The organism is Rhodococcus sp. RD6.2, assembly GCF_001040705.1.
Lineage (GTDB): Bacteria > Actinomycetota > Actinomycetes > Mycobacteriales > Mycobacteriaceae > Rhodococcus_G.
In genome coordinates, this window is record NZ_CVQP01000004.1 from 85,786 (window position 1) to 112,166 (window position 26,381).

Annotated in this window: 22 protein-coding genes; 4 read left to right on the forward strand and 18 right to left on the reverse strand. The window is 67.3% G+C overall.

The genetic code is table 11. The features are described from left to right. Positions 1-672: 672 nt before the first annotated feature. From RHCRD62_RS06450 to RHCRD62_RS06505, 12 genes are all read right to left on the reverse strand, one after another. On the reverse strand, positions 673-1,233 hold the full coding sequence (locus tag RHCRD62_RS06450) for a mce associated protein mas1a (protein ID WP_157050833.1): 561 nt from the start codon (positions 1,231-1,233) through the stop codon (positions 673-675). Next, on the reverse strand, positions 1,223-2,437 hold the full coding sequence (locus tag RHCRD62_RS06455; RefSeq protein WP_050063892.1) for an MCE family protein: 1,215 nt from the start codon (positions 2,435-2,437) through the stop codon (positions 1,223-1,225). Before RHCRD62_RS06455 ends, RHCRD62_RS06450 begins: the two co-directional genes overlap by 11 nt. Further along, on the reverse strand, positions 2,434-3,483 hold the full coding sequence (locus RHCRD62_RS06460) for an MCE family protein (RefSeq protein WP_050063893.1): 1,050 nt from the start codon (positions 3,481-3,483) through the stop codon (positions 2,434-2,436). Before RHCRD62_RS06460 ends, RHCRD62_RS06455 begins: the two co-directional genes overlap by 4 nt. Then, positions 3,483-4,610: an MCE family protein gene (locus tag RHCRD62_RS06465; protein WP_050063894.1), complete on the reverse strand. Its 1,128-nt coding sequence runs from the start codon at positions 4,608-4,610 to the stop codon at positions 3,483-3,485. The genes RHCRD62_RS06460 and RHCRD62_RS06465 overlap by 1 nt, the downstream gene beginning before the upstream one ends. Further along, complete coding sequence (locus RHCRD62_RS06470) at positions 4,611-5,654, reverse strand: MCE family protein (protein ID WP_050063910.1); 1,044 nt, start codon at positions 5,652-5,654, stop codon at positions 4,611-4,613. Next, positions 5,654-6,724, reverse strand: coding sequence for an MCE family protein (locus RHCRD62_RS06475; RefSeq protein ID WP_050063895.1), 1,071 nt, complete (start codon positions 6,722-6,724; stop codon positions 5,654-5,656). The genes RHCRD62_RS06470 and RHCRD62_RS06475 overlap by 1 nt, the downstream gene beginning before the upstream one ends. Then, positions 6,721-7,971: an MCE family protein gene (locus RHCRD62_RS06480; RefSeq protein ID WP_050063896.1), complete on the reverse strand. Its 1,251-nt coding sequence runs from the start codon at positions 7,969-7,971 to the stop codon at positions 6,721-6,723. The genes RHCRD62_RS06475 and RHCRD62_RS06480 overlap by 4 nt, the downstream gene beginning before the upstream one ends. A gap of 1 nt (position 7,972) precedes the next feature. Beyond that, entirely contained in the window at positions 7,973-8,830 is an 858-nt protein-coding gene (locus RHCRD62_RS06485; protein WP_050063897.1) for an MlaE family ABC transporter permease, read from the reverse strand. Then, on the reverse strand, positions 8,830-9,639 hold the full coding sequence (locus RHCRD62_RS06490; protein WP_050063898.1) for an MlaE family ABC transporter permease: 810 nt from the start codon (positions 9,637-9,639) through the stop codon (positions 8,830-8,832). The genes RHCRD62_RS06485 and RHCRD62_RS06490 overlap by 1 nt, the downstream gene beginning before the upstream one ends. A 202-nt stretch (positions 9,640-9,841) precedes the next feature. Then, positions 9,842-11,431, reverse strand: a complete 1,590-nt coding sequence (fadD5, locus tag RHCRD62_RS06495; protein ID WP_050063899.1) for a fatty-acid--CoA ligase FadD5 — start codon at positions 11,429-11,431, stop codon at positions 9,842-9,844. A gap of 166 nt (positions 11,432-11,597) precedes the next feature. Beyond that, positions 11,598-12,446, reverse strand: a complete 849-nt coding sequence (locus RHCRD62_RS06500; RefSeq protein ID WP_253277223.1) for an enoyl-CoA hydratase — start codon at positions 12,444-12,446, stop codon at positions 11,598-11,600. After that, a complete protein-coding gene (locus RHCRD62_RS06505; protein ID WP_172671017.1) occupies positions 12,443-13,423 on the reverse strand; it encodes an NAD(P)H-dependent flavin oxidoreductase in 981 nt (326 codons plus the stop codon). The genes RHCRD62_RS06500 and RHCRD62_RS06505 overlap by 4 nt, the downstream gene beginning before the upstream one ends. A gap of 362 nt (positions 13,424-13,785) precedes the next feature. Here RHCRD62_RS06505 and RHCRD62_RS06510 point away from each other — a divergent pair, with 362 nt between their 5' ends. After that, complete coding sequence (locus RHCRD62_RS06510) at positions 13,786-15,012, forward strand: TetR/AcrR family transcriptional regulator (RefSeq protein ID WP_050063900.1); 1,227 nt, start codon at positions 13,786-13,788, stop codon at positions 15,010-15,012. Between the two features lie 12 nt (positions 15,013-15,024). On the opposite strand, the gene RHCRD62_RS06515 is transcribed toward RHCRD62_RS06510, so the two are convergent. The 3 genes from RHCRD62_RS06515 to RHCRD62_RS06525 form a co-directional block, all read right to left on the reverse strand. Further along, positions 15,025-16,434, reverse strand: a complete 1,410-nt coding sequence (locus RHCRD62_RS06515) for a wax ester/triacylglycerol synthase domain-containing protein (protein WP_050063901.1) — start codon at positions 16,432-16,434, stop codon at positions 15,025-15,027. A 69-nt stretch (positions 16,435-16,503) separates the two neighbouring features. After that, positions 16,504-17,907: a wax ester/triacylglycerol synthase domain-containing protein gene (locus RHCRD62_RS06520; protein WP_050063902.1), complete on the reverse strand. Its 1,404-nt coding sequence runs from the start codon at positions 17,905-17,907 to the stop codon at positions 16,504-16,506. A 129-nt stretch (positions 17,908-18,036) separates the two neighbouring features. Further along, entirely contained in the window at positions 18,037-19,557 is a 1,521-nt protein-coding gene (locus tag RHCRD62_RS06525) for an aldehyde dehydrogenase family protein (RefSeq protein WP_050063903.1), read from the reverse strand. Between the two features lie 228 nt (positions 19,558-19,785). On the opposite strand from RHCRD62_RS06525, the gene RHCRD62_RS06530 reads away from it, so the two are divergent. Together RHCRD62_RS06530 and RHCRD62_RS06535 are read left to right on the forward strand one after the other, a co-directional pair. Next, a complete protein-coding gene (locus tag RHCRD62_RS06530; protein WP_050063904.1) occupies positions 19,786-20,931 on the forward strand; it encodes an acyl-CoA dehydrogenase family protein in 1,146 nt (381 codons plus the stop codon). Between the two features lie 61 nt (positions 20,932-20,992). Continuing rightward, a complete protein-coding gene (locus RHCRD62_RS06535; protein WP_050063913.1) occupies positions 20,993-21,700 on the forward strand; it encodes a GntR family transcriptional regulator in 708 nt (235 codons plus the stop codon). An 80-nt stretch (positions 21,701-21,780) separates the two neighbouring features. Here RHCRD62_RS06535 and RHCRD62_RS06540 read toward each other — a convergent pair whose 3' ends face one another. Then, positions 21,781-22,173, reverse strand: a complete 393-nt coding sequence (locus RHCRD62_RS06540) for a hypothetical protein (protein WP_050063905.1) — start codon at positions 22,171-22,173, stop codon at positions 21,781-21,783. A gap of 267 nt (positions 22,174-22,440) precedes the next feature. Here RHCRD62_RS06540 and asnB point away from each other — a divergent pair, with 267 nt between their 5' ends. After that, positions 22,441-24,111 carry an asparagine synthase B gene (gene asnB, locus RHCRD62_RS06545; protein ID WP_050063906.1) on the forward strand — a complete coding sequence of 557 codons (1,671 nt, stop codon included), beginning with the start codon at positions 22,441-22,443 and terminating at the stop codon, positions 24,109-24,111. Positions 24,112-24,204: 93 nt separating this feature from the next. On the opposite strand, the gene RHCRD62_RS06550 is transcribed toward asnB, so the two are convergent. Next, the gene (locus RHCRD62_RS06550; RefSeq protein WP_050063907.1) at positions 24,205-24,441 is read right to left on the reverse strand and encodes an MbtH family protein; all 237 of its coding nucleotides are present in this window, start codon (positions 24,439-24,441) and stop codon (positions 24,205-24,207) included. A 97-nt stretch (positions 24,442-24,538) separates the two neighbouring features. Beyond that, a partial coding sequence (locus tag RHCRD62_RS06555; RefSeq protein ID WP_157050834.1) for a thioesterase domain-containing protein occupies positions 24,539-26,381 on the reverse strand: 1,843 nt, incomplete at its 5' end.

The following is a 26,381-nucleotide window of genomic DNA, read 5'->3' on the forward strand; positions in this document are numbered from 1 at the left end:
CGTGATCCTCCTCGTCGCCGCCGCCACGGCGTGGTGCACGAAGGACCTGAGTCATCGCCGAGGACCCGACGTCCCCCGACTCTGCAGGCCCTTCTTCACTCACAACTCTCATGCCCTCGCCACCGACTTGTCGAATCGCCTGGTCGATCGATCGAACACATGTTCGATTCCAGGCAAATTCCACAAGGAAACGGCAGTGAGGGTCTTCTTCAGTATCTCAATCCGGCGCATGACCGTTACGGCGACCCCACCGTGGCGCCGGTCACCAGTGAACCCACGACAGGGGCCCTGTCCTGGGGAAACGCGTGAACTCTCGGTCGCACACAGTACGGTGTCGGTTGAAATGCCGTCGTTCTCACACCTGTCGGTCACGGGACGGACACGGCCCTGGAGACCAGCCGTCACGCTCGGGATCCCCGTCGAATCGTCCTCCTTGCCTGGCAACCCCCGAAGGCGTCGCACACGAGTCTCACCCCACTCACTGCCTTGTCGACCGCGTCCGATTACAGCGGACACGGACTGGCCGACACGACATGGTCCGGCAAATGGCCGGAACGTGCATTCGTATCAGACGTCACAGCGGTGCCGCAAACACCTCGTGGTCGCGTCGCGTGGCGGAACGCTCTGGACACAGCAGCAGACCATCGCCTGCTGGGCGGCACAGCGACGGTCCTACTTTGTGTCGACGTTGTCGACGACCCAGCGGTCGCCGTCCCGAGTCAGGCTGACGACCATCCGGTACTTCTGCGTGTTCCCCTCCGGGGAGACGACGTTGGTCGCCTGCTGGTCGACGAAGACGAGAACGACGGCACGGTCGCCGTCGATCGACTCCACACCGATGTGCTCGACCGTCGCGGTGGCCTTCCCCTTGCCGTCCGTGACGATCTGACGCAGCGCATCCACCATCTCGCTGTACTTGCCAGCGAACTCCGGCGTGGACTGCGACACGATCGCGTCCCGGTTCGCGTCCAGGTTCTCGAAGTCGAAGGACGACAGTGCCACCGAGTAGTCCCGAGCGGTGTCGATCGCCTCGGTGCGCAGCGCATCCGTGTTGCGGGCGTCCAGGACCTGTATCAACAGGGACACCGATGCCGCGATCAGCGCCACGACGAGCAGGCCCGCCACGACGACCACCCATCGCGGGGTGCCGCGACGCGACGCGCCATCGGAGGCGTCCTCCCCCGTGTCCACGTCGTCGCGTGCGGTGGTCTGCGTGCTGCCGTCATTGGCCATTGCCGAGGTCCTCCAGGAGCGAATTCCAGTACTGCAGTGCTTCCGTCCCTGTGGGAATCAGCACCGGATCGGAAACGGGCGGGTACCCGATCGGGGTGCCCGGGGTCGTTGCGTTCTGCAGCCCGAGGTCGTTCGGGCGGGGCGCGTTGCGCGAGCCACGCTGGGCGAGGTTGTCCGCAGGAGGACAGTAGTACGTCAGATTCGGCGTGGTGGGGCTCTCGTCCCCGACGGCCCGGCGGACCGTGTCATAGGTGCACACCTGCCCCAGCGTTCCGACGAGGACGAAGTTGGCTCGGTCCCCGGTGACGATCGACTCCAGCTTGCCCAGGCCCCGTGGGATGTCGTTCAGGCCAGACGCGAGCGAGGCCTGCCGATCGGAGATGATCGGCGCCACCGTCACCAGGTTCGCCAGCAACGACCCGAAGGTGTCGTGGTACCGGTCGAACAGTGTGGTGGCCTGATCCAGTGCGGCAGGCGAGGTGTCTGCGAGGTACACGAGCACCGGAGCGTTGGTGTCGAGCTGCTCCGTGAAATCGCGGGCCGCTCCCATACCCCGCACGAACGAATCCGACTCGCCCGCCATCGTGGTGACCAGGCTCGCGGTCCGTTCGAGCAGACCCGTGAGCATCGGCGCCTGCTCGCTCATCTGAGCGGTGAGCGCGTCACCGTGGTCGATCATGCTGGCCAGGGACGGTCCCAGCCCGTCGAACGCCGCCCCGAGCTCCGTACCGATGTCACTGACGGCCTGCGGGTCGACTCCCTCGATCAGCTCCCAGGCGTCGGTCATCAGTTCACCCATCTGCACCGGCTGCTGATCGGCAGGCGCGGGGAGGAGGTCGCCGTCCTCCAGATACGGGCCGTCACCGGTGTTCGGGAAGATGTCGACGTTCTGGATGCCCGCAGCGGTGCCCATCCCCACCTTGGCGATGCTGTCGACGGGAATCTCGACGCCCGGGTCCAGGTCGTAATCGATGCGCGCGCCCTCCTCCGGATCGAGCCGGACCGACGCCACCGACCCCACCGAGACGCCGCGGTACGTCACGGCCGTTCCCGCGGTCAGGCCACGGGCATCGGTCATGACCGAGTACACCCGGAGCGGAGTGCCGAACGCCTGCGGACCGATCACGTAGTTGATCCCGAAGGGAATCACGATCACCGACACGAGCGCGAACAGCACCAGCTGCACCACGACCAGACGTCTCATCGTCGACCTCCCTGGAGCAGATCGGTCAGGTCGCCCGCGGTCGCCGACACCGCACCACCGGGGACCTGCCCGCCGGTGAGCAACGTGTCGATGGTTCCGGGGATGTCGAGCGCACCGTCGAAGTTCAGGTAGTCGCCGTGCACGGCACTGCCGAAGTTGTCGAGGAAGCTGTTCATGTTGTCGAGCGTCGCCCCGATCTCGGAGTTGAAGGCCGCCAGCGTCGAGATCACAGTCGACGCGTCCGACACCATCGCACCGAGCCCGTCCGGGTCGCCGGAGACGACCACGTTCGCGGTGTCGGTCAGCTGCCTCGTCGAGTCGAGCAACGCGGCGATGCTGTCGCGCTGCTCGGTCAGCGCACGCACCGCACCCGGCATCGCGTCGAGATAGGCGTCGACGGTGGCCTGCTGCCCCGCGAGCTGTCCCGAAATCCGTGCGGCGGTGTCGATCGCCACCTCGAAGTCGTCCTGATTCGCGTTCGCGGAGGCCAGCAGCGTCGTCATGGTGTCGGTGAGACCGCGGATCTCACCGGAACGCCCGGAGAACGCGGTGTCGAGTTCGCTCACGACCGTCTGCAACTGCGCCAGGCCGCTACCGGTCACGATCGTCCCCAGGGTCGCGAGCATGCTCTCGACCTGAGGCCCGATGGTGGTGCTCGTCTCGACGATCACGTCACCGTCCTGAAGGCGACGCCCTGACGGGTCGGCGGGCGGGGTCAGACGAATGAACGGGCTGCCCAGCGCCGACGGCAGTTCCACCGAGGCGAGGACGTTGTCGGGCAGCTCGGTGGACTCCTCGAGGCTGAGCCCGACCTTCGCACCGATCGTGTCGGTGTCGAGGCTCTGGATCCGCCCGATCACCTTCTGCCCCGTGCGCACGTCGGCACCGAACAGCAGACCCTCCGCGGTCGCGAGCTGCAACGTCACCGTGTACGCAGGCCCGTCTGCACTGCGGCCGAGCGGAAGATCCTGCATGCCGACACCACAGCCCGCGGTGAGCAGGACTCCGGCCGTTGCCGCGGCGACGCGAATCGTCCTGGTGCGCATCAGTTCCCCCCTGCTACTGCGCCGGCGATGTTGAGCGGATCGGACTGGCTGACCGGGAACGGGATCGGGTTGGTGAATCCGGCACCCGTGCACAGCGGCAACGGATGCTCCTCGCACAGCGGTTGTGCAACGGCGAACTGGGTCAGTGCCGTCGAGATGTTCAGCCGGATCCGACCCTTGTTGGTGTCGTCGATGCCCCGAGCGAGGTTCTGCATCAGCAGCGGTACCAGGTCCATGAACTCCGCCAGCCCCGCCTGGTTCGCGGTGAGGACGTCGCCGAGCGCGTTGACGTTCTCCGCCGCGGCGCCCACGTCGTCGCCGTGCTGGTCCATGAAGGCGCCTACCTGGTCGAGGACGACCTGCAGATCCTGCAGTGGCGCCGCGAGATCGACGTCGGTCGACGCCCACTGGTCCCCGACCGCACCGAGATCGCGAACCAGTTCGTCCAGGCTGACCTGCCGCGCGTCGAGTGCGGCCATCAGACCCGACAGGTTCGACACCAGGACGCCGATGTCCTCGGCGCGAGCGCCGACGACACCCGTTGCGGAGCTGAGATTGCGCATTGCCTCGTTGAACTCGCCGCCCTGGCCGCGCCAGCCGTCGGCGGCCTTGCTCAGAAGGTCTGCGGGCGAGCCGTTCTCTACCTTCACGGCGTCGGTCAGCGTGCTGATGCTGCCCATCAGGGAGTCGAAGTCGATCGGCGCGTGGCTACGCTCCGGCGGGATCTCCGCGCCGTCCTCGAGCGTCGGTCCGCTGCTGTAGGTGGGACCGAGTTCCACGTGCCGGTCACTGATCACCGAGGGGCTCAGCACGTACGCGCTCGCATCGGCGGGTAGCGGTACGTCGGCGGGCATCGACATGGTCACCCGCACCGTCGTGCCCTGCGGAACGACCTCGGTGACGGTCCCGACCGGCACACCGAGCACCGTCACCTTGCTGCCGACGTAGATCCCGTTGACGTAGGCGAAGTTCGCGTGGAAGGTGTTCGACCGGTCGGTGCGTGCGAACACGAACCAGCCGGCGACCGCGACGGCGACGACGAGCAGCAGTGCGGTCACGACGACCGGAAGGCGCCGCTTCTTCTCGGGGTCGTCGCCTTCACAGGCGGAGACGGACTGGACGCTCATCTATTTGCACCCCTGCATCACTCCGATGGCGCACAGCAGGTTGTCCGGGATGACCGCAGCGGGTGCGGACACGTCCGTCCAGGCGCCGTTGCCCGTGGCATCGGTGGCTCCGCGCAGCGCGGGCGGCACCTTCACCATGATCTGGTCGATGTTGGCCGCGTTGTTCTTCAAGGTGGCGGTCACCGCGGCCAGGTTCTCGACCAGTCCCCCGAACTCGGATTCCTTCGCACTCATGGTGTTCGCAAGCGAGTCGAGGACCACGGTGAGGTTGTCCACGAGATCGGTCAGGGCCTGCCTGCGCGCCGCGAGGATCTGCATCACCGTCTGCGCGTTGCGTGCAGTTGTGGTCACGGAGTCGGTCTGGCGAGCCATCAGGTCCGACAGCGAACGCGACATCGTCAGCAACTCGTCGATCTGTTCGCCGTTGCGGGCGAATGCCGCCGACGCACCGCTCAGCCCGGTCAACGCCCTGCCCAACTCCTCGGAGTCGGCGGGGAGCACCTGCTCGAGCGTGGTCATCATCGCCTGCAGCGAGTCGACGTCGATGTCGGCCGCGGCGTTCGTCGCGTCCCGGCTCACGTCGTCGAGTCCGTACGGAACGGTGGTGCGGGACATGGGGATGACCGTCTGTCCCTCGTCGACGCCTGCGGGCACGACCTCGAGGTAACGCTTGCCGAGGACGGTCTTGAGCCGGACGGTCGCGGTGGTCTGGTTACCCAGCGGCTGATCCCTGTCGAGTCGGAAGTCGACCACGACGTGGTCGCCCGCCAGGTCGATGCCCTCCACCCGCCCGGCGGGCACCCCCGCGACGTAGACGGGATCGCCGCCTGCGAGTCCACTGGCGTTCGCGAGTTCCGCCGTGTACGCCTGTGTCCGGACCTGGTACCACACGCGGGGAGCGCCGACCGCGGCGAGCAGCCCGATGACGAGTACCGCGATCCCCAGTAGACCGAGTGCCATCGGCGTCGAGTTGCTGCGCCGCTCCCCTTTGAAGAGAAACAGGAAGATTCCGACGAAGACGTCGATCAGTTTGACGAGAAACATCATTGGCACACCTGCGAGTGGGTGGTCCCGAAGATGTTCGCCTGCATGTCCCCCGCCTCCAGCGTGAAGTTGCACAGGTAGAGATTCACGAAGCCGCCGTAACTGCCGATCCGGTTGAGGTCGGAGCCGAACTCGGGCATCTTCGCCAGGAACTCGTTGAACTGGTCCGTCGATCCGATCCATGCGTCGGTGACCGACTTCAGATCGGTGATCGACTTGCCGAACGCTCCGTTCGACACCGCCATCGCCCGCGCGAGGTCCGCGATCGCCGTGTTCCCGCCGTCGAGCAGCGCGACGAGCTGGTCGTTGCTCCCGACCACGGTCGACGAGAGGGTTCCCAGGCCGACGAGCAGCTCCTCGAGTTCCGGTGAGTGGGCGTCGACGGAGGCGAGGAGGGACGACATGTTCCCGACCAGTTGCTCGAGCACGGGCTGACGCTCGGCGAGGCCACTGCTCAGATCCCCGATCTGCGTGAGCAGGGTCGCGACGGACTGGCCCTGCCCCGAGAAGGTCTCGACGAAGCCGCGGGTGAGGCTGTTGACCTGGTCCGGCGCGAGGGCGTCGAACAGCGGCCGGAAGCCGTTCATCATCGCGGTCAGGTCGACGGGCGGCGTCGTGCGGTCGATCGGGATCGTCGATCCCGGCGGCAGCACCTCCGACCCCTCCGAATCCGTTACGCCGACCGGCTGTTCGCCGGTCGCGGACACCGGCCGTCCGTCGGGTCCGGACAGCGCGATGTAGCGCGCGCCGAGCATGTCCCCGTACCGGACCGCGGCGGTCACATCGGTGGTCAGCGGTTGGTCCGCCTCGACCTCGATCCCGACGACTGCCTTGCTGGTACCACCGCCTGCGTCGGCGAACTCGATGCTCTCGACCCGGCCGACACGGATGCCTGCCATCGTCACCGGATTGCCCGGTGTCAGGCCCTCGACGTCGACGAACTCCACCGAATAGCGTTCGGTGTCGCCGCGAACCGGGACGAGCAGGGTGTTGGACACCAGCAGTCCGCACGCCACGCCTGCGGCGCAGAAGCCGACGAGTTTGGCGACGGGAACCCATCCGAGCTTCATCGGACGGTCACCTCGTTTCCACGGACGAGCGGACCGAGCATCATCACGGTCGCGGGGTTGGGGTCGACTCCGGGCAGTGTGGGCAGTCCGCGTAGGTGTGACTCCAGCAGTCCGAGGGCATCGGTTTCCTCGGCCGTGTCGACCACCGGTGCCGCGACAGGGTTCATGTTCTTCGTGGTCGCGGTGTGCGCGGGCGACGGTCCGCCACTGCAGTAGTCGCCGGTCTCGGTGCCGTAGGTGGGGCAGTCCTCTCCGGTGTATGTGAACGGGTCCGCGAACGACGGCACCGCGGTGATGTTGAACTTGCCCGTCGAGAACACCCGGCCGCCCGCCGCGCCGAACGACTGCGCGCCGGCGAGGGTGCCGGTGAGCCCCTCGGGGTTCGCCGCGGTGGTGGCGAGAATGATCCCCACCGAGTCGACGACAGTGGTGATCTGCTCCTGCCGTTCCCGAGTGAAGCCGGCGGCCGTCGAGGCGAAGCCGGATGCCGAGGCGAGCATGCGGCCGATCGAGTCGCTGTGGTCGGAGATGGAGCGCGACACCGATGCCGCGGACGCGAGCGTGGCCAGGACGTCGGGCGTCGCGGTGTCGAGCGCGGTCATCACCTCACGGAACTCCGGTGTGGCGTCGAGGAACTGCTGCATTGCGGGAGTCAGCGCGGGGCTGACCGAGGCGAGCCGGTCGACGACACGGCCGATGGTCTCGCCGCGGCCGTCGAGGGCCTGACCGAGGGCGGTCAGTGCCGTCTGGAGTTTCTGCGGCTGCATGCTGTCGAGGACGTCGACGAGCTTGGTGTAGATGCTGTAGAGCGCGACAGCGTCCGGGCCCTCGTCGACGGTGATGGTGTCCCCCTCGGCGAGCGGCGGGGCCGCGGCATCCATTGTCGACTCGTCGTCGACGAGCTGAATGTAGATGTCGCCGAAGAAGGTTCGTGGAACCACTCGCGCGAGGACGGTGCTGGGGATCAGATCGATCGAGTCACCGTCGATCTGCAGGGTCACCACGGACGATTCGACGCCGGAGTCGATGCCGGAGATGTGCCCGACGTTGACACCCGAGTAACGAACCGGAGCCTCCCCGGTGATGAGCCCGGCGGACGCCGGAATGGCGACGGTGACCTCGGGATTGCGCTCCAGCGATCCCGAGCCGCGCAGCACGAGCGCCACGGCGACGACGAGCCCGACAGCGATGGCGACCACTCCGCGCAACGCGTGGCCGACCTTGGTTCGACCCGACAGTTGTTCCATGTCAGATCCCCAATCCGGGGATCTGCGGCACGAGACCCCACAGCGCGAACGTCATCAGCACGTCGAGAATCCCGATGGCGAGGATCGCGGTCCGCAGGGCGCGTCCGGCCGCCTGCCCGACGCCGGACGGTCCGCCGGACGCGTAGTACCCGTAGGCGCAGTGCACGAGTGACACCACGGCCGCGAAGACGACGGCCTTGAGTGCGGAGTAGACCAGGTCCTGCGGGGACAGTGCCAGGTGGAAGAAGTAATCGTAGGTTCCCGCGGAGGCGCCACCCCAGACCACGATGACCAGGCGCGTCGAAAGGTAGCTCGCCAGCAGGCCGACCATGTAGATGGGGATGACGCAGACCATCGCCGCGAGTACACGGGTGCTGGCGAGGAACGGGATCGAACGGATGGCCATGGCATCGAGGGCGTCGATCTCGTCGGAGATCCGCATGGCTCCGACCTGAGCGGTGAATCCGGTGCCGACCTTCGCAGCGAGTGCGATGGCAACCACGACGGGCGCGAGTTCGCGGGTGTTCGCGATCGCGGAGAGCATCCCGGACATGGTCGTCATGCCGACCAGTTCGAGGCCGCGCTGGGTCTCCACGCCGAGCATCATCGCGGCGGCGAGCGACATCGCGAACACGATGCCGATGGTGCCGCCGCCGGAGAGCACGGAGTTGGTCCCGAAGCTGACCTCGCTGATCTGGGCGAGAACGTGCTTGCGGTAGTGGATCAACGCGAACGGCATCGACGCGATCGTCCTGCAGTAGAAGGTGACGTGCCTGCCGATGGAGGCGAGCCCGTCGACCACCCGGTGAGCGGGAGCCGTGGCGCGACGGAGTCGGTAGCGGACGTCGATGTCGACCATCAGTACGCCCCGACCGCAGGCACGATGACCGTGTACAGCGCGGACAGCGCGGTGTTCACGATGAACACCAGCGCGAACGCGATCACCACTGCTTCGTTGACGGCGTCGGCCACTCCCCGCGGCCCACCCTTGGTGTGCAGACCCTTGAACGTGGCGACGAGGGTCGACGTGAGACCGAAGACCGCGGCCTTCACCAACGCCATCACGAAGTCGGACATGCGGCCGTACTGACTGAAGGTGGACATGAACGTTCCGGCCGGCAGGTGCTGCACGTAGATGTGGTAGAGGTAGCAGGCGATCACGCCGCCGAACGTGACCATCGCGCACAGTGCGAGCGAGACGACGACCGCGGCGACCAGGCGGGGCGCGACGAGGCGCTCGATCACGTCGAGGCCCATGACCTCCATCGCGTCGATCTCCTCGCGAATCTTCCGCGAGCCGAGGTCCGTACAGATCGCCGAGCCGGCGACGCCTGCCATCATCAGTGCGCAGACGAGCGCTGCGGCCTGTCCGACGATGATGAACGCGACCACGGCGCCCGAGTACCCACCGGCACCGATCCGACCTGCGAGTTCACCGACGGAGACGGCGATGAACACACCGATGGGGATCATCAGCAACAGCGAGGGGCCGGTGCTCACTCGGCCGATGAACAGGGTCTGGGTGACGGTTTCGCTGATCGAGAGCCGCCGGGCGAACACGGCCCTGATCAGCGCCACGAACGACATGACCGCGAAGCCGATCAGATAGCCACCCTGATTCGCGACATCGCGAAGCGGCCCCTTGGCCGCGGGCAACTCGTACGTCACCTGCGCTCCCCCCTGTTTCGGTCGAAGTACATTCGACTCACATATATGTGAATCGGGATTCGCATAACACTATGCGGACGGGGTGAGGCCGACAAGGGTTCCGCCATCGCGCACACCTGCAAGTTCGCCTCGCACCCCCGAGGAAACCCGCACCCCGGTGGTGCCACGGTCGCGAGACCACGGCACCACCGGACGAACAGCGTCAGCCGACGCGGACACCCTCGGTGCCGTGGGACTTGCGGAGGTCGCCCTTGACGACCTTGCCGCTGGCGTTGCGGGGCAGCGCGTCGACGATCACGAGCTCCTTCGGATGCTTGTATCGCGACAGGACACCGTCGAGGTAGGCGGCGAGCTCCTCGAGGGTGAGGCCCTCGGTCACCGATTCCTTGAGTGCGACCACCGCGACGGGAACCTCGCCCCACTTCGGGTCGGTGCGCCCGATCACCGCGGCCTCGAGGACCTTCGGGTGGCCGAACAACGCGTTCTCGACCTCGGCGCAGTAGATGTTCTCGCCGCCGGAGATGATCATGTCCTTCTTGCGGTCGACCACCCAGACGAAGCCCTCCTCGTCCTGCTGGACCAGGTCGCCCGAATGGAACCAGCCACCGGCGAAGGCGTCCGCCGTGGCGGCCTCCTTGTTCCAGTAGTGGCTCATCATGGTCGGTCCGCGATACACGATCTCGCCGACCGAGCCGACGGGGACGTCGTTCATCTCGTCGTCGACGACGCGGGCCTGGATGGTCGGGATGACCTTGCCGACGGAACCGAGCTTGCGCAGCGCGTCCTCACCGTCGAGCACACAGGTGATGGGCGACATCTCGGTCTGGCCGAAGACGGCCACGTTGACCGCGTTCGGGAAGGTGTCGGCCATCGCGCGCAGCACGGTGTCCGAAGCCGGGGCGGCGCCCCAGCTGATCACGCGCAGCGCGAGGTCACGGTTCTTGACGCCGGGAATCGCGCACATGGCCTGCCACTGGACGGGCACGAGGAACGCGGTGGTGACCCGCTCCGACTCCCACACGTCGAGCAGTTCGACCGGGTTGAACGCGCCGAGCGGGTGGATGACGGTCGGCACACCGAGCTGCAGGCTCGGCGCCATGCTGCCGAGTGCGGCGATGTGGAACATCGGCGAGGCGCAGAATCCGACGTCGCCGTTCGAGCGGATGCCGAGCGCGCGGATGCAGGTCTGGGCCTGGGCCTGCATGTTGGCGTGCGAGAGCACCGCGCCCTTCGGGCTGCCGGTGGTGCCCGAGGTGTACATGATCAGCGCCGGAATGTCCTCGGGCAGATCGACGGCCGGACGGGGGTCACCGGACTCGGCGACGAGATCCTCGTAGCCCAGCGCGCCGTCGGCGGTCTCGCCGCCTGCGACGATGGTCACGGCCAGCTCCGGAACCTGCTGGCGCACCGCGGCAACGAGCGGAGCGAGTTGCCCGTCGGTGACGACGACCTTCGAACCACTGTCGGTGACGATGTAGGCCATCTCGGGCGGGGTGAGGCGAAAGTTCACCGGAACGGCGATCGCGCCGAGCGCGTTGATCGCGAGCACTGCCTCCATGTATTCGGTGCGGTTGAGCATCACGATCAGCACGCGGTCACCGAAGCCGACACCGCGGCGGTGCAGGGCGTCCGCGAGGGCTTCGCTACGGCCGTGCAGATCTGCCCAGGTGGTGGTCGCGCCGAGAAAACGCAGCGCGGTCTCGTCGGGACGCATCAGGGCGTGGGTCGCGACCTGATTGTTCCAGTGATTCCTGCGGGACTGGAGGGGCTGTGTGAGGAGATCGGGTGACATCGTCGTGGCCTTCCCTGTCACGGAGCTGAACGGCGCGGTGGGGGCGCCTCTCCGGCTGTGGTCGATTATGGCAACGAAGCGGCCGGTGTGGGCCGTTTTGTTAACAAGTATTCGCAAACTCGGACACTACTGTCCCGGCATGTGTTCCGGGGGTGCTACGTGGCGTTCAGGAGCCGAAGCTGGGCTTGCGCCTTCCGAGCATCGCGGCGGCACCCTCGGCGAAATCGGCCGATCCGAGGAGTTCGATCTGACCCTCGGTCTCGATCTCGAACGCCGCCTCGACGCGAGCGAGCGTCGCCGCGGTGATCGACCGCTTCGTCAGTTCGAGCGCTCGCCTCGGCCCCGCCGCCAACTTCGCGGCGACCGCGTCGACGTGCGCGCCCAGATCCTCGACCGGAAGCACCCGGGTGATCAGACCCGCGGCGTGGGCGTCCCCCGCCCCGAGACGCTCACCGAGCAAGGCCATCTCGGCGGCGCGGGCCCTGCCGATCGATGCGGGCACGAGCATGCTCGAACCACCATCGGGCATGAGACCGATGTTGACGAATGCCAGCAGGAAGTACGCCTTCGGCGAGGCGTAGGTGAGGTCCGCGGCGAGCGCGATGGACGCGCCGACCCCGGCTGCGGCGCCGTCGACCTGCGCGACGACCGGAACCGGCGCCGTCAGGATCGCTCGGACGACCCTGTTCGCGGTGTCCATGACCACGCGGGGGTCGGTCGCGGGCCCGGTCGCGGCGGCCATCAGGTCGGCGCCGGTACTGAAGGGTCCGCCTTCGCCCGCGAGCACGATGACGCGGACGTCGCGTTCCGCGGCACGGGTCTCGACGAGATCCCCGAGGGTGCGCATCGTGTCCAGGTCGATCGCGTTCATCCGCTCCGGGCGGGCGATGGTGATCCGCAGGACGCCCGCGTCGTGGGAGACGACCAGCCCCCCGATCCGCTCGACGGTCGCCCCGCTCGGCGCGGCGTCGTGCTCGGCTTCGCTCGGCGCAATGGCACCGTTCGCCTCGGTCATCGGATGGCCCCGGCGATCCCGGCGAGGCGACCCGCGATGATGCTCTCGGCCTCTGCGACCATGCGGGACACCAGTTCTCCGACCGTGGGGACGTCGTCGATCAGGCCCTGGCACTGGCCTGCGGTCCAGATACCGGCGTCGAGATCGCCGTCCTCGAAGACCTTCCGGCCACGGGCGCCTGCGACCAGCTCGCGAATGTCCTCGAAGGTGGCGCCCCCGCGGGATTCGATGTCGACGACCTCACTGCTGACAGCGTTGGATGCGACGCGCGCGGTGTTGCGCAGGGTGCGGAAGATCAGCTTGGTGTCGAGTTCACTGTTGGCGACGATCTGGCGCTTGACCTCGTCCGCGACCGGTGACTCCTGGGTGCACATGAAGCGGGTGCCCATGTTGACGCCCTCCGCGCCGAGCGCGAGCGCGGCGACCAGTCCCCGCGCATCGGCGATGCCACCCGAGGCGATGACCGGAATGCGGACCTGAGCGGTCGCAGCGGGGATCAGCACGAGGCCGGGGACGTCGTCCTCACCGGGATGGCCTGCGCACTCGAATCCGTCGATGCTGACCGCGTCGACACCGACCCGCTCGGCCTTGATCGCGTGCCGGACGCTGGTGCACTTGTGGATCACCTTGACGCCCGCGTCCTTGAAGTGTGGGAGGTGGTCCACCGGGTTGGAGCCGGCCGTCTCGACGACCTTGATGCCGGACTCGACGATCGCCTGCCGGTACTCCGCGTACGGCGGCGGGGCGATCGACGGCAGGATGGTGAGGTTGACACCGAACGGCTTGTCCGTGAGGTCGCGGCAGCGCGCGATCTCCTTGACGAGGTCCTCCGGAGTCGGCTGCGTCAGAGCCGTGATGAACCCGAGTGCACCCGAGTTGGCCACCGCGGCAACCAGTTCCGCGCGGCCAACCCACATCATTCCGCCCTGGACGATGGGGTGCTCGACTCCGAACACCTCCGTGAAGCGAGTTCTCAACACGTAGATCCACCTCCCCGCCTGCAGTCGCCGGACCCGGGTCCGACGCTGCGGCGATTCATGCTTGCGGTCATCTTCTTCGGTCACTCCTGGAATGCGACGCCACGCCCTCGCATTCGTCGGGGACGAAACGGGCGAAGCGGACGCAACGGGGGTGAGATCCGTCACGAACTAGTGCGAATTCGCGTTAACTTTCGTCGACGGTCCGCGTACTGTCAAGAGCGAATCAGTCAGTGAAACGGGAAAACCGAAGCCGCGCCCCCGCCGGAACCGAGATCGGCACCGGAGAAGGACGACTCGCACTCGTCGGAGGCGGATCCTGCGCTCCGCTACCATTTCCCCCGGAGAATTCAGGAGGCCCGATGACGCAATCGACCCGCAGTCGGTCGGTTCCGGACCCGTCGGCACCTCGCAAGCGTCCGAAGAACCGCAAGGCACAGATCGCGCTCGTCGCGGCGGAGGCCTTCAGCGAACGCGGCTACCACGCGGTCGGCGTCGACGACATCGCCGCGCGACTCGGCATCTCGGGCCCGGCGCTCTATCGGCACTTCCCCAACAAGTACGCGCTGTTCGTCCAGGCCGCACTCGGCACGGTGGGATCCCTGCGCGAGAAGGCCGAGGGCGCAGTCGAGGCCAACCCGGACGCCGGCCCGGAGCAGCGCCTCGACGCCATCGTGAACGCACTGCTGTCCACCACGATCGAGAACCGCACCACGGGTGGGCTCTACCGTTGGGAAGGCCGATACCTCCAACCCGACGACCGGGCTCTCATGCGGGCGGACTTCGCGGCGCTCAACGAGATGCTGACGGTGCCCCTGCGGGAAATGCGCCCCGAACTGACCGCGGCCGATGCCGCGGCGATCGCGGCGTCCACACTCAGCGTCATCGGCAGCATCACCGCGCACCGAGCACCACTCGCCAACCGGCGCACCGAGAAACTGCTCCACAGCGCGGCGTGGGCCGTACTGCGCTGCGACCTCGCGGCAGCGACTCCCGCGCGGACGACGATCGACGACCCGGCCGCAGGCGGCCTGTCGGTGACGTCGAAGCGCGAACTGCTTCTGACCGAGGCCATGAAGATCTTCGATCGGCGCGGCTACCACGAGTCCAGCATCGAGGAGATCGGTGCAGCGGCGGGAATCAACGCGTCGAGCGTCTATCGGCACTTCCCCAGCAAGGCAGACCTTCTCGCGGCCGCGTTCTACCGAGCTGCGGACCGGCTCGCGGTCGCAACCCAGTCCGCACTGGGCAGCACCACGGACCCAGCCGAAGCGCTCGAGCGCCTCACGGGCGCATACATCGACCTCGCATTCGCCCAGCCCGACGTGATCGCGGTGTACTTCGCCGAGATCGGCAACCTGCCTGCGAGCGAACGCACCAGCCTCCGCAACGTCCAGCGCCTTCACATCGAGGAATGGGTCAATCTGCTCACCGCGGTGCATCCGCAACGTCAGCAGGCGGAGGCACGGTTCCTCGTCCACGCCGCGCTCGGACAGACCCTCGACGTCGGCAGGCAGATGCGGTTCGACACCGGTGCGTTGACGCGCGGCCGCATGCAGACCCTCATGCTGACCGTGCTGCACAGCTGAGGCGGCTCGCCCTCAGACTGTCGAGAACGCGGCGTCCCTGAGCTCGGTGTACGACTTCCGGATGAGCTCCGCGTAACGTCGGGAATCCTTCAGCAGTGCGGGATCTGCGGTGATGTTGAGGACAAGGGCGTCCCCGACGGACCCGACCGAATGCGAGGTTCCGGTGCCGTCGAGGGTGCTCGTCCCGAACGCCATCACCGCGGTCGCGTCGACCAGGCGTAGCGGTGTCGAACGCCGAGGAACGCTGGTGACGAAGGTGTTGAACAGACGGCCGTTCGCCGGATCGCCAGTCGGAGGGCCACCGCGGCGCCGTTCCAGCTCTCTCGCGACGCGAAACATCCAGCCCGGCAGCACGAAATCGGTGTCGAGGACCGCTGCCTCGGCGGGGACGGACATCCGGCTGCGCTCACCGAGAACTGATTCGCGGACGCCTCGGGCACGAGTGACGGGATCGGTCTCGGTGGTCCGCAGGTCCACCACAGTCATCACGAACTGGTTGTTCGACCCGGGCTTCGGGCGCGTCGCGCGGACGGTCATCGGCACCGACGCCGCCAGCGAGCCGTCCGGCGTCTCACCTTGCTCGGCGAGGTATGCCTGCAACGCCCCGCCCACGACCGTGAGCACCAGGTCGTTGATCGTGACCTCCCCGATCCTGGCCTTGACCTCCTGCATCTCGGCGAGCGAGAAGACCGCAGCCTCGTAGACGCGCCCGGGTCCGACCGGCCCGTCGAGGGAGGTCGGTGTGCGACGTTGCGGCGGGAGCGGATACGTCGCCGTCTCACGCAGGGACAGCTGAGCCGTCCGCTTCTCCTTCGCCGACCTCTGCGCCGCGACGAGTCCACCAACGGTGCGCGGCACCCCCAGGGCGGCTCTCGCGACCAGTTCCGGGCGGGTCGGCACCCTGCCGCGGCGAGTGCTCATGGCGTCGAGGCAGCCGACCTCGCTACCGAAGAGGGCGGTGGTCACCCGTCCGCTCCCGATTCCGTCCGCGGCGCAGTGATGCATCTTCACAGCCACGACGGCGACCGGCCCGCGCACGCCGGGCATCTCCTCCACCCGGTCGACGACGTGGAGTTCCCACATCGGACGGGTATCGTCCATCAGCGCGCTCGCCAGCCCGGCCAGGAACTCGCGCAACCGGTCCCACGTCATCGCGTCGTGGAAGCGCAGGTGCCGGGCGACGTCGAAGTCTGGATCCTCAACCCAGTACGGGTGGGCGAGGTCGAAGGGTGTGCGCACGAGCCGACGCCGGAGCTCGGGCAGGTACGCACGTTGCTCGATCCACTGTGCGGTCTCCTCACGACCGGGGAGCCGACCCTCTCCATCGGTCGGAGCGAAGGCGTAGGCCGATACGTACGCCTGACGGAAGCGCGGGCTGTCCGTGTACAGGAACCACGCATCCTGGGCCGACAACTGTTGCACTACTGAGCCTTTCGCGCGGACGGGCGTCGGGTCGCCCGCGAGCGGTCACATTCGATGGACGCCGCGTGATCAGCGGACGACGAGCTGCTGGGCCGCTTCCTTGAGTTCGGTGTAGGAGTGCCGGAGCAATTCCGAGTACCGCCGGGAGTCCGTCAGCAGTTCCGGATCGGCCGCGGTGTTCAGGCCGAGTCGCTCTCCGATCGCCCCGACCGCGTGCCCGACACCCGTCCCGTCCAGCGGTCCGATACCGAACGAATGGACACAGGTGGTGCCGGCGACCCGCACCTCCGCGATGTCGCGGGGCACGCTGCTGACAAAGGTGTTGAAGGGCCTGCGCACACCGGCGTCCGTGCCCCGCCACGTCCGGATTCGGCGGACGGCCCGGAACACCCAGCCCGGGAACATGTATTCCACGTACGCAACAGCCGCCTCGGCGGGCACACCGAGGCGGGTGCGCTCGCCGATCACCGCGTCGTGAACCGCGCGGGCCCGGGCCACCGGGTCCACGATGTCGGTTCGCAGATCGACGATCATCATCACGAACCTGTTGTTCGAGTCGGCACCTGCACCGGTCGCACGAATCGACATCGGCGCGGACGCGGACAGCGAACCGGATGGCGGGTGCCCCTGCTCGACCAGGTACGCGTGCATCGCACCACCGACGACCGTGAGCATCAGGTCGTTCACGGTGACGCCGCCGATCCGCGCCTTGATCTCCTGCACTTCCGGCAACGAGAAGTGCTCCGCCTCCAGCACCCGGCGCGGACCGACCGGTCCGTCCAGCGGCGTGGTCGTAAGACCTTGCGGGGGAAGCGGATACGTCGCGTCCGCGCGGGACAACGCGAGTGCACTCCAGTTCGCGCGCGCCCTCCTGACAGCGACGACGGTGTCGACGACCGTACGAGGCACGCGAGCGAGCGCACGGACCACCAGTTCGGCCGAACCCGGCACCCGGTCGTGACGCGTCGGCCCACCGACGTCCCGAGGCAGCGCATCCCCGAACAACGTCGTCGTCACCGCGCTGCTGCCGACGCCGTCGATCATGGCGTGGTGCATCTTCATCACGACCAGCATGGCCGGGCCCTCGGTGTCCGGCACCCCGTGCACGCGATCGATCACGTGCATCTCCCACAGCGGGATCCGTTCGTCCATCGGCTCGGTGGAGATGTCCGCGACCATCGCCCTGGACTCGTCCCAGCCTCGCTCGCCGTGGAAGTGGAGGTGTCGGCCGACGTCGTAGTCGGGGTCGTCGACCCAGTACGGATGGTCGAGATCGAGGGGTACCCGCACGAGCCGCTGACGGAGGACGGGAAGGACCGCACGCTCCTCGAACCAGCGAGTGATCTCGCCCCGATCCGGCAGTCGCCCGGCGGCGTCGTCGGGCACGAGGACGTACGCGGACATGTACGCCTGACGGGAACGCGGCGTGTCCACGTAGACGAACCAGGCATCCTTGGCCTTCAGCTGGCGCACGGGTACCTCCTGTTCGAGTCGTGTACCCGGGGTGGGCAGTGATCGACCGGAACGAAGCGTATAGCGCAAAAGCCGCCTGCGCCGGGTGGACATTCGACCCGGCGCAGACGGTTGTTCGACGCTGCAGACTCAGCCCTTGCCGTGCAGTGTCTTCAGCATCCAGGCGGCGATCTTCATGTCGCGAGCCTTGCGCTCCATCGTGAGCAGGTTCAGCGGGGCCTTGAACTTCTGCCGGGTGACGGCCTTCGGACGGGTGAACTCGCGCAGTCCGTCGGCACCGTGGATGCGACCGAATCCGGATTCTCCGACGCCACCGAACGGCAGCGCCGCGACTCCCGCGAACCCGAGAACCGAGTTGATGGACACCATGCCGGTGCGCAGATTCTCGGCGGCCTTGACCGCTCGGGCCTTGTCCTTCGTGAAGATCGACGCGCCGAGCCCATAGTTCGCCCGGTTGGCCTTCTCGACGCCGTCTTCGAGGTCGCGCATCCGGTTGACCGCGAGGAGCGGACCGAAGGTCTCTTCGGTCATGGCGGTGCTGTCCTCGGGGACATCGCCCAGGATGACGGGGTCGATGTACGGCTCACGCAGCGACTCGCGTCCACCGAGCAGCGCGTGGGCACCCTTGTCCAGTGCGTCCTCGACCTGTCCGCGCACGATGGCGTTCTGCCGGTCGAGCGTCATCGGACCGTACGAGGAGTCCTTGTCGCCGCCCACGCGCAGTCGCGACGCCTTGTCGGTGAGCTTGCGGACGAAGGCGTCGTAGACCTCGTCGGCGACGTAAATCCGCTCGACACCGGCACAGGTCTGCCCGGCGTTGCCCATGCCGCCGAACACGGCGAAGCTCGCCGCGACGTCGAGGTCGGCGTCGGCCGCGACGAGCATCGCGTCCTTGCCGCCCCCCTCGGCGACGAGCGGGGTGAGTGTCTTGGCGCAGGCGGCCATCACCTTCTTGGCCGTGGGACCGGAACCGGTGAAGGCGACCTTGTCGACGCCCGCTTCGACGAGCGCACCGCCGGTCGCGCCGTAGCCCGTGACGACCTGGAACACGGGTTGATTGGGGACGAGTGCCTTCCACTTGTCCTCGAGCCACACGGCGACACCCGGCGTCAGCTCACTCGGCTTGAAGACGATGGTGTTGCCTGCCGCGAGCGCGTAGGAGATGGAGCCCATCGGCGTGAACACCGGGTAGTTCCAGGGGCCGATGACACCGACGACGCCGAGAGGCTGGTAGTAGAGCGTGGATTCCTGGTTCGCGCTGACCAGTCCCGACGGAACCTTCTTTCGGCCGAGCACCTTCCCGGCGTTCTTGGACGCCCAGTCGAGGTGCTCGACGGCGAGCATGATCTCGAGGATCGCGTCGTCGACGGGCTTGCCGGTCTCGGCGGCCATGACACCGGCCAGGGACTGCGCGTCGCGGGCGATCGCGGCCTTCCACTTCTGGAGCCACTTCTTGCGGCCGTCGAAGCCGAGCGCCGACCACCACACCGAGGCCTCGCGGGCGCGTGCCACGGCGGCGGCCACGGCGTCGGCGTCGTGGATCTGGTACTCCGCGAGCACACCGCCCGTCCGCGGGTCGAGGGAGGCGAAGGTGGTTGCGGCGTCGGGTGCCTCGGCAGTGCTCGGCTTGTTGTCGGTCCCCTGGGACATGGGGGTTTTCCTCCGTCGGTGTGGCGATCGAGTCGGGTCCGGCCTGGTACCTGTCGATCCTCGCGGATTCACGCACTTCCGGCCCGAAATCACATCACATATATTTGATTTGTCTTACTGTTGTGGCCGTCACACTAGGCCGTACCCGAGCGACAGGCAAGATCTCACCGCGCCGAGTTCGCCGACGTGCCAGGTGCACGACCACCACCCCTGACCACGGGAGAGACCATGAGCGTCGACTTCACCACCGAACAGCGAGCCTTCGCGCAGGCCGTCGCGGACTTCTGCAAACGGGAAGCGGGGACGCGGGAGAAGCGCGACAAGCTCACCGGCAACGGCGCGCACAACCACAACCAGGGCGTCTACTCCAAGATGGCCGACCTGGGATGGCTGGGCCTGACGGTCCCGGAGGCGTACGGGGGCTCCGACGCGACCATGGTCGACATGTGCATCCTGCTCGAGGAGACCGCCCGTGGGATGGCACCGATCGGAGCGATCGGCCCGACCCTGATCACCGGCGGCGCGTACGCGAAGTTCGGCACCGAGGCGCAGAAGGAGTCGGTCCTGCGAGGCATCGTCGGCGGCGTGTCCCAGTCGATCTCGATGTCCGAGCCGGAAGCAGGATCCGACGTCGGCAACCTGAGTACGAAGGCGGAGAAGACCTCAGGCGGCTGGGTCGTCAACGGCCAGAAGACGTGGTGTTCGAACGCGCACATCTCCGAGAACATCCTGCTCGTCGCCCGCACCAGCCGTGGCGAGAACAAGCACGAGGGACTGACGATGTTCCACGTGCCTGCGAACACCCCAGGGCTGAAGATCAGCCCGATCGAACTGATGGGCGGCCAGAAGGAGACCAACGACCTCTACTTCACCGACTGCGTCCTGCCCGAGGACGCGGTGGTCGGCGAAGTCGGCGGTGGCTGGCGACAGCTGATGACCGGTTTGAACTTCGAACGGCTGATTCTGTCCGCCATGGCGCTCGGCGCCGCCGAGCGCGCGTTCGAGGACGTGCTCGGCTTCGTCTCGCAGCGCAAGCAGTTCGGTCGGCCCATCGGCACCTTCCAGGCCCTGCGACACCGCATCGCCGACCTCGCCACCGAGATCGAGTGCACGAAACTGCTCGTCTACAGCGTGGCGCGTCAGGCCGACGCGAATCCCGACATGATGCTCCCGCGCGAGGCATCGATGGCCAAGCTCAAGGCCACCGAGACCGCGCGGCGGGTCGCACTCGACGGAATGCAGATGATGGGCGGCTACGGCTACGCCGCCGAGTTCGACATGGAGAAGCACGTCCGCTCGGCACTGGTGTCCACGATCTTCGGAGGCACCAGCGAGATCCAGCGCGACATCATCGGCAAGACTTACGGACTCTGAGGATCGGTTCGGCTCACGATCATCGGCGCCTATGCTCGAAAGCCGTGAAGGAGGCAGTGCGTTGACCACCACCCGAAAGGCCGGCTTTGCCGGCGGCCCGAACGCGGGCCGTACGCTGCGTCGCCGTCCCCAACTGTCGGACGAGGTCGCAGCGCACGTGCGCGGGATGATCATGTCCGGTGGGGTGCGACCGGGCGACTACATCCGTCTCGACGAGACGGCTGCCGAACTCGGTGTCAGCGTGACACCGGTACGGGAGGCGCTGCTGACGCTGCGCGGCGAGGGACTCGTCGAACTCGTGCCACACCGGGGTTACGTGGTTGCCCCGCTGAGCCGTTCGGACATTCACGACCTCTTCTGGCTGCAGGGACAGATCGCCGAGAGGCTTGCCATCCGCGCGACGGCCGCGATCACACCGGAGGTTCTGCACGAGATGCGGGAGGCCCGCGACGAGCTCGCGCGCGCGGTTGCGGAGTCCGATACGGCCCGCGTCGAACTGCTCGAGTTCTCGTTCCATCGGCAGCTCAACCGGCTCGCGAACGCGAACAAGCTGTCGTGGTTCCTGCTGAACGCCGTCCGCTACACACCCGCGCACCTGTATTCGTCGGACCCGGCGTGGGGCGAAGCGGCGGTGGCCAGCCACGACCGGTTGATCGCAGCACTCGAGGCAGGCGACGCGGGAGCGGCGGCCGCGGTGACCCGTGCGCACTTCGCCGACGGCGCCGATCGACTCCTCGCACACCTGGAGACGATCGGGATCTGGGACTGACCCACTCGATCACACTCCCCCACAATGCATCAGGCCGCGTCCGGCGATCCGGACGCGGCCTGTGTGTCGAATGACGTGGGCTACCAGACGACGGCGATGATCACGTTCACGATGGCGAGGATGCCGATGGCGTGGGCCAACGTCGCGGTGGAGCTCGCAGTCGTCAGGGCACCCGCGCCGCCGGAGGTGCCCGCGTTCTCTTCCTTCGCCTTGCGCACACCGATCACCGCGAGGACGGCGATGACGATCGCGATGACCAGCTTCACTCCGACCTTCATGTGGTTGAGGTCGGCATCGTTCGCCTCGTTGAGCCCGACCAACGCGAGACCGGAGATCAACTGCAGGAAGGCGCCGTGCATCATGCCGGGCAGCACCTGCGGAACCCCGCGCATCGCCACGGTCAGGTAGCTACCGATGATGGCGGCGAGGCCGATGAAGTGCAGGATCAGGAAGATGTCGATGGCTGCGGTCATGACTGCATCGAACAGGTCCGGAGAGGACCTGTAAAGGAAGGTTTGCCTTTGCCGGGCGATCCGGAAACCACACCTGACGAGCACTGGACAGCTGTCCAGGCAATGTTGTCTAAACCGGACCGGCGGGACCCTACTTCCGAGTACTGTCACTGAACCGAACGGGGCGGCGAGCGCACAGCCTCGGCCCGCACGACGGCCGACGGCTCGCCACTCCGCACCCATACCCCATCGTCCCGCGACACCCGCCGTGGCAAGGAGTCAATTTCCGTGTGTTCGATCTTCGGCATCTTCGGCCTGAACCCCGACGAGGACCTGGCAACGCTGCGGCTCCGGGCGGTGGAGGCCTCCCGGCGGCAACGCCACCGCGGGCCTGACTGGAGCGGAGTGTTCGTCGACGACGGCGCGATTCTCGTGCACGAACGCCTCGCGATCGTGGACCCCGCGAGCGGCGCGCAACCACTCCGATCGCAGGACGGCTACCTGGTGCTCACCGTCAACGGCGAGATCTACAACCACCGCGAGCTGCGCGAGAGCCTCGACTACGAGTTCACGACCGCCTCGGACAGCGAGGTCATCAACGCGCTGTACCGCAGCAGCGACGCCGACTTCGTGAGCCGTCTCAACGGAATCTTCGCGTTCGCGCTCTGGGACTCGGACCAGCGGCGCTATCTGATCGCCCGCGACCCGATCGGTGTGTGCCCGTTGTACTGGGGCCGCGACGCCGACGGTCACCTCCTCGTGGCGTCCGAGATGAAGGCCCTCGTCGACACCTGTGACGACGTCGCCCAGTTCCCGCCCGGACACGTCTACGACAGCGCGACCGGTGAGCTGCGCCAGTACTACTCGAAGCCCTGGCGCGACCACGCATCGACGGCGGGAACCGAGGTCGCGCGTGCGGCTCTGCGCGAGGCGTTCGAGCAGGCGGTCCGTCGCCAGTTGATGACCGACGTGCCCTACGGCGTGCTGCTGTCGGGCGGACTCGATTCGTCCCTCGTCGCTGCCTGTGCGGCGAAGTTCGCTCGCGATCGCATCGAGGACGACGACCGCACTGAGGCCTGGTGGCCGCGACTGCATTCGTTTGCCATCGGACTCGACGGCTCGCCGGATCTCGCGGCCGCCCAGACCGCGGCGGACATGCTGGGCACCGAACATCACGGATTCGTCTACACGTTCGAGGAAGGGCTCGACGCCCTGCCCGAGGTGATCCGGCACATCGAGACCTACGACGTCACCACCATCCGCGCTTCGACGCCCATGTTCCTGCTCGCGCGTCGGATCAAGGCGATGGGCGTGAAGATGGTGCTGTCCGGTGAGGGCGCCGACGAGATCTTCGGTGGATACCTGTACTTCCACAAGGCACCGTCGGCGCAGGCGTTTCACGAGGAGACGGTGCGCAAGATCGACGCCCTGCACAACTACGACTGCCTCCGTGCGAACAAGTCGATGATGGCCTGGGGCGTGGAGGCCCGGGTCCCCTTCCTCGACCTCGAGTTCCTCGACACCGCAATGGGTATGGACGCGCGACACAAGATGGCCGGCGGCGGCCGGATCGAGAAGGCCGTGATCCGTGAGGCGTTCGAGGGCGCCCTTCCCGAGCAGATCCTGTGGCGGCAGAAGGAGCAGTTCAGCGACGGCGTCGGCTACGGCTGGATCGACGGGCTGAAGGATCACGCCGAGGTGGTGGTCACCGACGCCGAGTTCGCGACGGCCGCCGAGCGCTTCCCGCACAATCCTCCGGCCACCAAGGAGGCGTTCCTCTACCGCCGAATCTTCGAGCAGCACTTTCCCGGCGCCGCTGCTGCCGAGACCGTACCCGGCGGCAAGTCCATCGCCTGCTCCACTCCGGCTGCGCTGGAATGGGATCCGGAGTTCGCCGCGATGGCCGATCCGTCAGGCCGTGCCGTACGCGGGGTGCACGACCAGGCTCTCGTCGGATAGCAGCACCCGCGCCGCCGACCGCAAATCGACGGTCGACCACCAACGAAAGTGGGGCTCCAGCCATCAGGCTGGAGCCCCACTTTCGTTGGTCGATCAGCCGCCGAGTCCGACCTTCTCGCCATCCGCCGCCATGGCGGCGATCAGGCTCTTGGGACGCATGTCCGTCCAGTTTTCCTCGACGTACTGCACACACGACTGACGTGACGCCGCGCCGTGCACGGTTGTCCAGCCTGCAGGCACGTCGGCGAACGTGGGCCACAGCGAGTGCTGCCCCTCGTCGTTCACCAGCACGAAGAACGTGCCCTCTTCGTCATCGAACGGATTGCTCACTTCAGTACTGCCTTTCGTTTCGCTGCACCGGACACATTCGCCGGCACTGTCACGGTCTTCACGCTCGTCACTTCACGATCCGCTGCTTCGCCTGGCCTCACCCACGACCTTCGTCCGCCGCCCACGACTCGGTGAGCACGGCCGCGATCCGAGTCAGCGCCGCCGGCGTCGCCATGGTCCAGTGGGTGGTGTCGATCGGATGGTTGTGGATCCGACCACCGATCACTTCCGCCCAGGTCGAGGCCCCCCGCAGTCCGCTCGGATCGTCCAGCGTCGCGGTGAAGTACACGAGGTCCCCCTTGAACAGGGCCGGCTCGTAGGCCGCGGCCAGCGCCATGGACGCCTCTGCCGCCGCGAAGGCCGTCGCGATCCGGTCGGAGCCGAGCCCGTTGAAGGGCTCCGGCAGACCGGCCACCAATTCCGCAACCGTGTCAGTTGACATCTCGCCCTCGATCGCATCGTCGATTTCGACACCGGGAAGCACCAGCGCAAGCATGTCACGAGTCGACGGGGCCGACGTCTCGGCGACGGGGGCCGCCTCGATCTCCACGGCCTGCGCGCGGCCCGTCGCGACGAAGCTGTCCATTATCGACAGCAGGGCCACCTCCTCACCCTCCGCTTGCAGCCGTACGGCCATCGCATGCGCGATGATGCCACCGAGCGACCAACCCAACAGGTTGTACGGCCCGGTCGGCTGCACCGCGCGAACCTCCCGGACATACCGTTCCGCCCAGGACTCGATCGAATCGGGGACGGCGCCGTCGCCGCTCAGTGCGGGCGACTGCAGTCCGTACACACCGCGAGCCGGATCGAGATGCTGCGCCAGTCCGGCAAAGGCCCACGACAGTCCGACGACCGGGTGGATACAGAACAGCGGCTGATCGCGCCCCTCGCGGATCGGGAGAACAACGCCGAACGCATCCGCGCCGAGGACCTCGACCTCACCAGAACGCGCGGATTCGATTCGCGCCGCGAACATTTCGGTCGTCGGCTCCGCGAACAGCCAGACCAGCGGCACCTCGAATCCGAGTTCCGACGTCAGCCTGGACACGACCTTAGTGGCGATCAGAGAGTTGCCACCGACGTCGAAGTAGTTGTCGTCGAGACCGACTCGCTCGACGCCGACAACCTCCTCGATCACCGTGGCTACGGTCTTCTCGACCTCGGTGACCGGCGCCCGGTACTGCTTGGCGACGAACTCCGGCGCCGGCAGTGCCTTCCGATCCACCTTGCCGTTGGCATTGAGCGGCATCTCGTCGAGGACCGTCACCACCGAGGGCACCATGTACGACGGCAACCGCCCCGCCAGCCAGGACCGCAGGTCCAGAGCGTCGACCGTGGTGTCCGGCTCGCCGACCACGTAGCCGACCAGCCGATCGCCGGTCACGTCGCCGTGGACCAGCACGACAGCCCTGGCAATCGACTCGTGAGCGAGCAGCACTGCCTCGATCTCTCCGAGCTCGATCCGCAACCCCCGCAACTTCACCTGGAAGTCGGTACGACCGATGTACTCGAGAGACCCCTCCCGATTCCACCGCACCAGGTCGCCGGTGCGATACATCCGATCACCGGGCTCCCCGAACGGGCTGGCGACGAATCGATCCGACGTCAGATCGAATCGGCCACCGTAACCGCGCCCCACACCGACACCGCCGACGTACAGCTCACCCTCCACACCGACCGGAACCACCCTCAACCGGCGATCGAGAACGAACAGGTCGAGATTCGGCACCGGACGCCCGATGGGCACGCCAGCCACATCGGCGACCGACGCTGCCTGGAACGACACCACATCCGACGCCTCGGTCGGACCATAGCTGTTGACCACCCGCACACCGGATTCCATCAGTGCTGCGAGCCTTCCGACGTTGATCGGCTCACCGCCCAGGAACACCACATCGAGCGCGGCGAGCGCGCCCTGTTCGTGGAGAAGACCGACC

Excerpts from the sequence above, each read along its gene's own strand:
- RHCRD62_RS06540 (WP_050063905.1), bottom strand. The coding sequence starts at position 22,173 with ATGACCGCAGCCATCGACATCTTCCTGATCCTGCACTTCATCGGCCTC.
- RHCRD62_RS06450 (WP_157050833.1), bottom strand. The coding sequence starts at position 1,233 with ATGGCCAATGACGGCAGCACGCAGACCACCGCACGCGACGACGTGGAC.
- RHCRD62_RS06465 (WP_050063894.1), bottom strand. The coding sequence starts at position 4,610 with ATGAGCGTCCAGTCCGTCTCCGCCTGTGAAGGCGACGACCCCGAGAAG.
- RHCRD62_RS06480 (WP_050063896.1), bottom strand. The coding sequence starts at position 7,971 with ATGGAACAACTGTCGGGTCGAACCAAGGTCGGCCACGCGTTGCGCGGA.
- RHCRD62_RS06500 (WP_253277223.1), bottom strand. The coding sequence starts at position 12,446 with ATGACCGAGGCGAACGGTGCCATTGCGCCGAGCGAAGCCGAGCACGAC.
- fadD5 (WP_050063899.1), bottom strand. The coding sequence starts at position 11,431 with ATGTCACCCGATCTCCTCACACAGCCCCTCCAGTCCCGCAGGAATCAC.
- RHCRD62_RS06485 (WP_050063897.1), bottom strand. The coding sequence starts at position 8,830 with ATGGTCGACATCGACGTCCGCTACCGACTCCGTCGCGCCACGGCTCCC.
- RHCRD62_RS06510 (WP_050063900.1), top strand. The coding sequence starts at position 13,786 with ATGACGCAATCGACCCGCAGTCGGTCGGTTCCGGACCCGTCGGCACCT.
- RHCRD62_RS06530 (WP_050063904.1), top strand. The coding sequence starts at position 19,786 with ATGAGCGTCGACTTCACCACCGAACAGCGAGCCTTCGCGCAGGCCGTC.
- RHCRD62_RS06460 (WP_050063893.1), bottom strand. The coding sequence starts at position 3,483 with ATGCGCACCAGGACGATTCGCGTCGCCGCGGCAACGGCCGGAGTCCTG.
- RHCRD62_RS06455 (WP_050063892.1), bottom strand. The coding sequence starts at position 2,437 with ATGAGACGTCTGGTCGTGGTGCAGCTGGTGCTGTTCGCGCTCGTGTCG.
- RHCRD62_RS06475 (WP_050063895.1), bottom strand. The coding sequence starts at position 6,724 with ATGAAGCTCGGATGGGTTCCCGTCGCCAAACTCGTCGGCTTCTGCGCC.
- RHCRD62_RS06525 (WP_050063903.1), bottom strand. The coding sequence starts at position 19,557 with ATGTCCCAGGGGACCGACAACAAGCCGAGCACTGCCGAGGCACCCGAC.
- RHCRD62_RS06470 (WP_050063910.1), bottom strand. The coding sequence starts at position 5,654 with ATGTTTCTCGTCAAACTGATCGACGTCTTCGTCGGAATCTTCCTGTTT.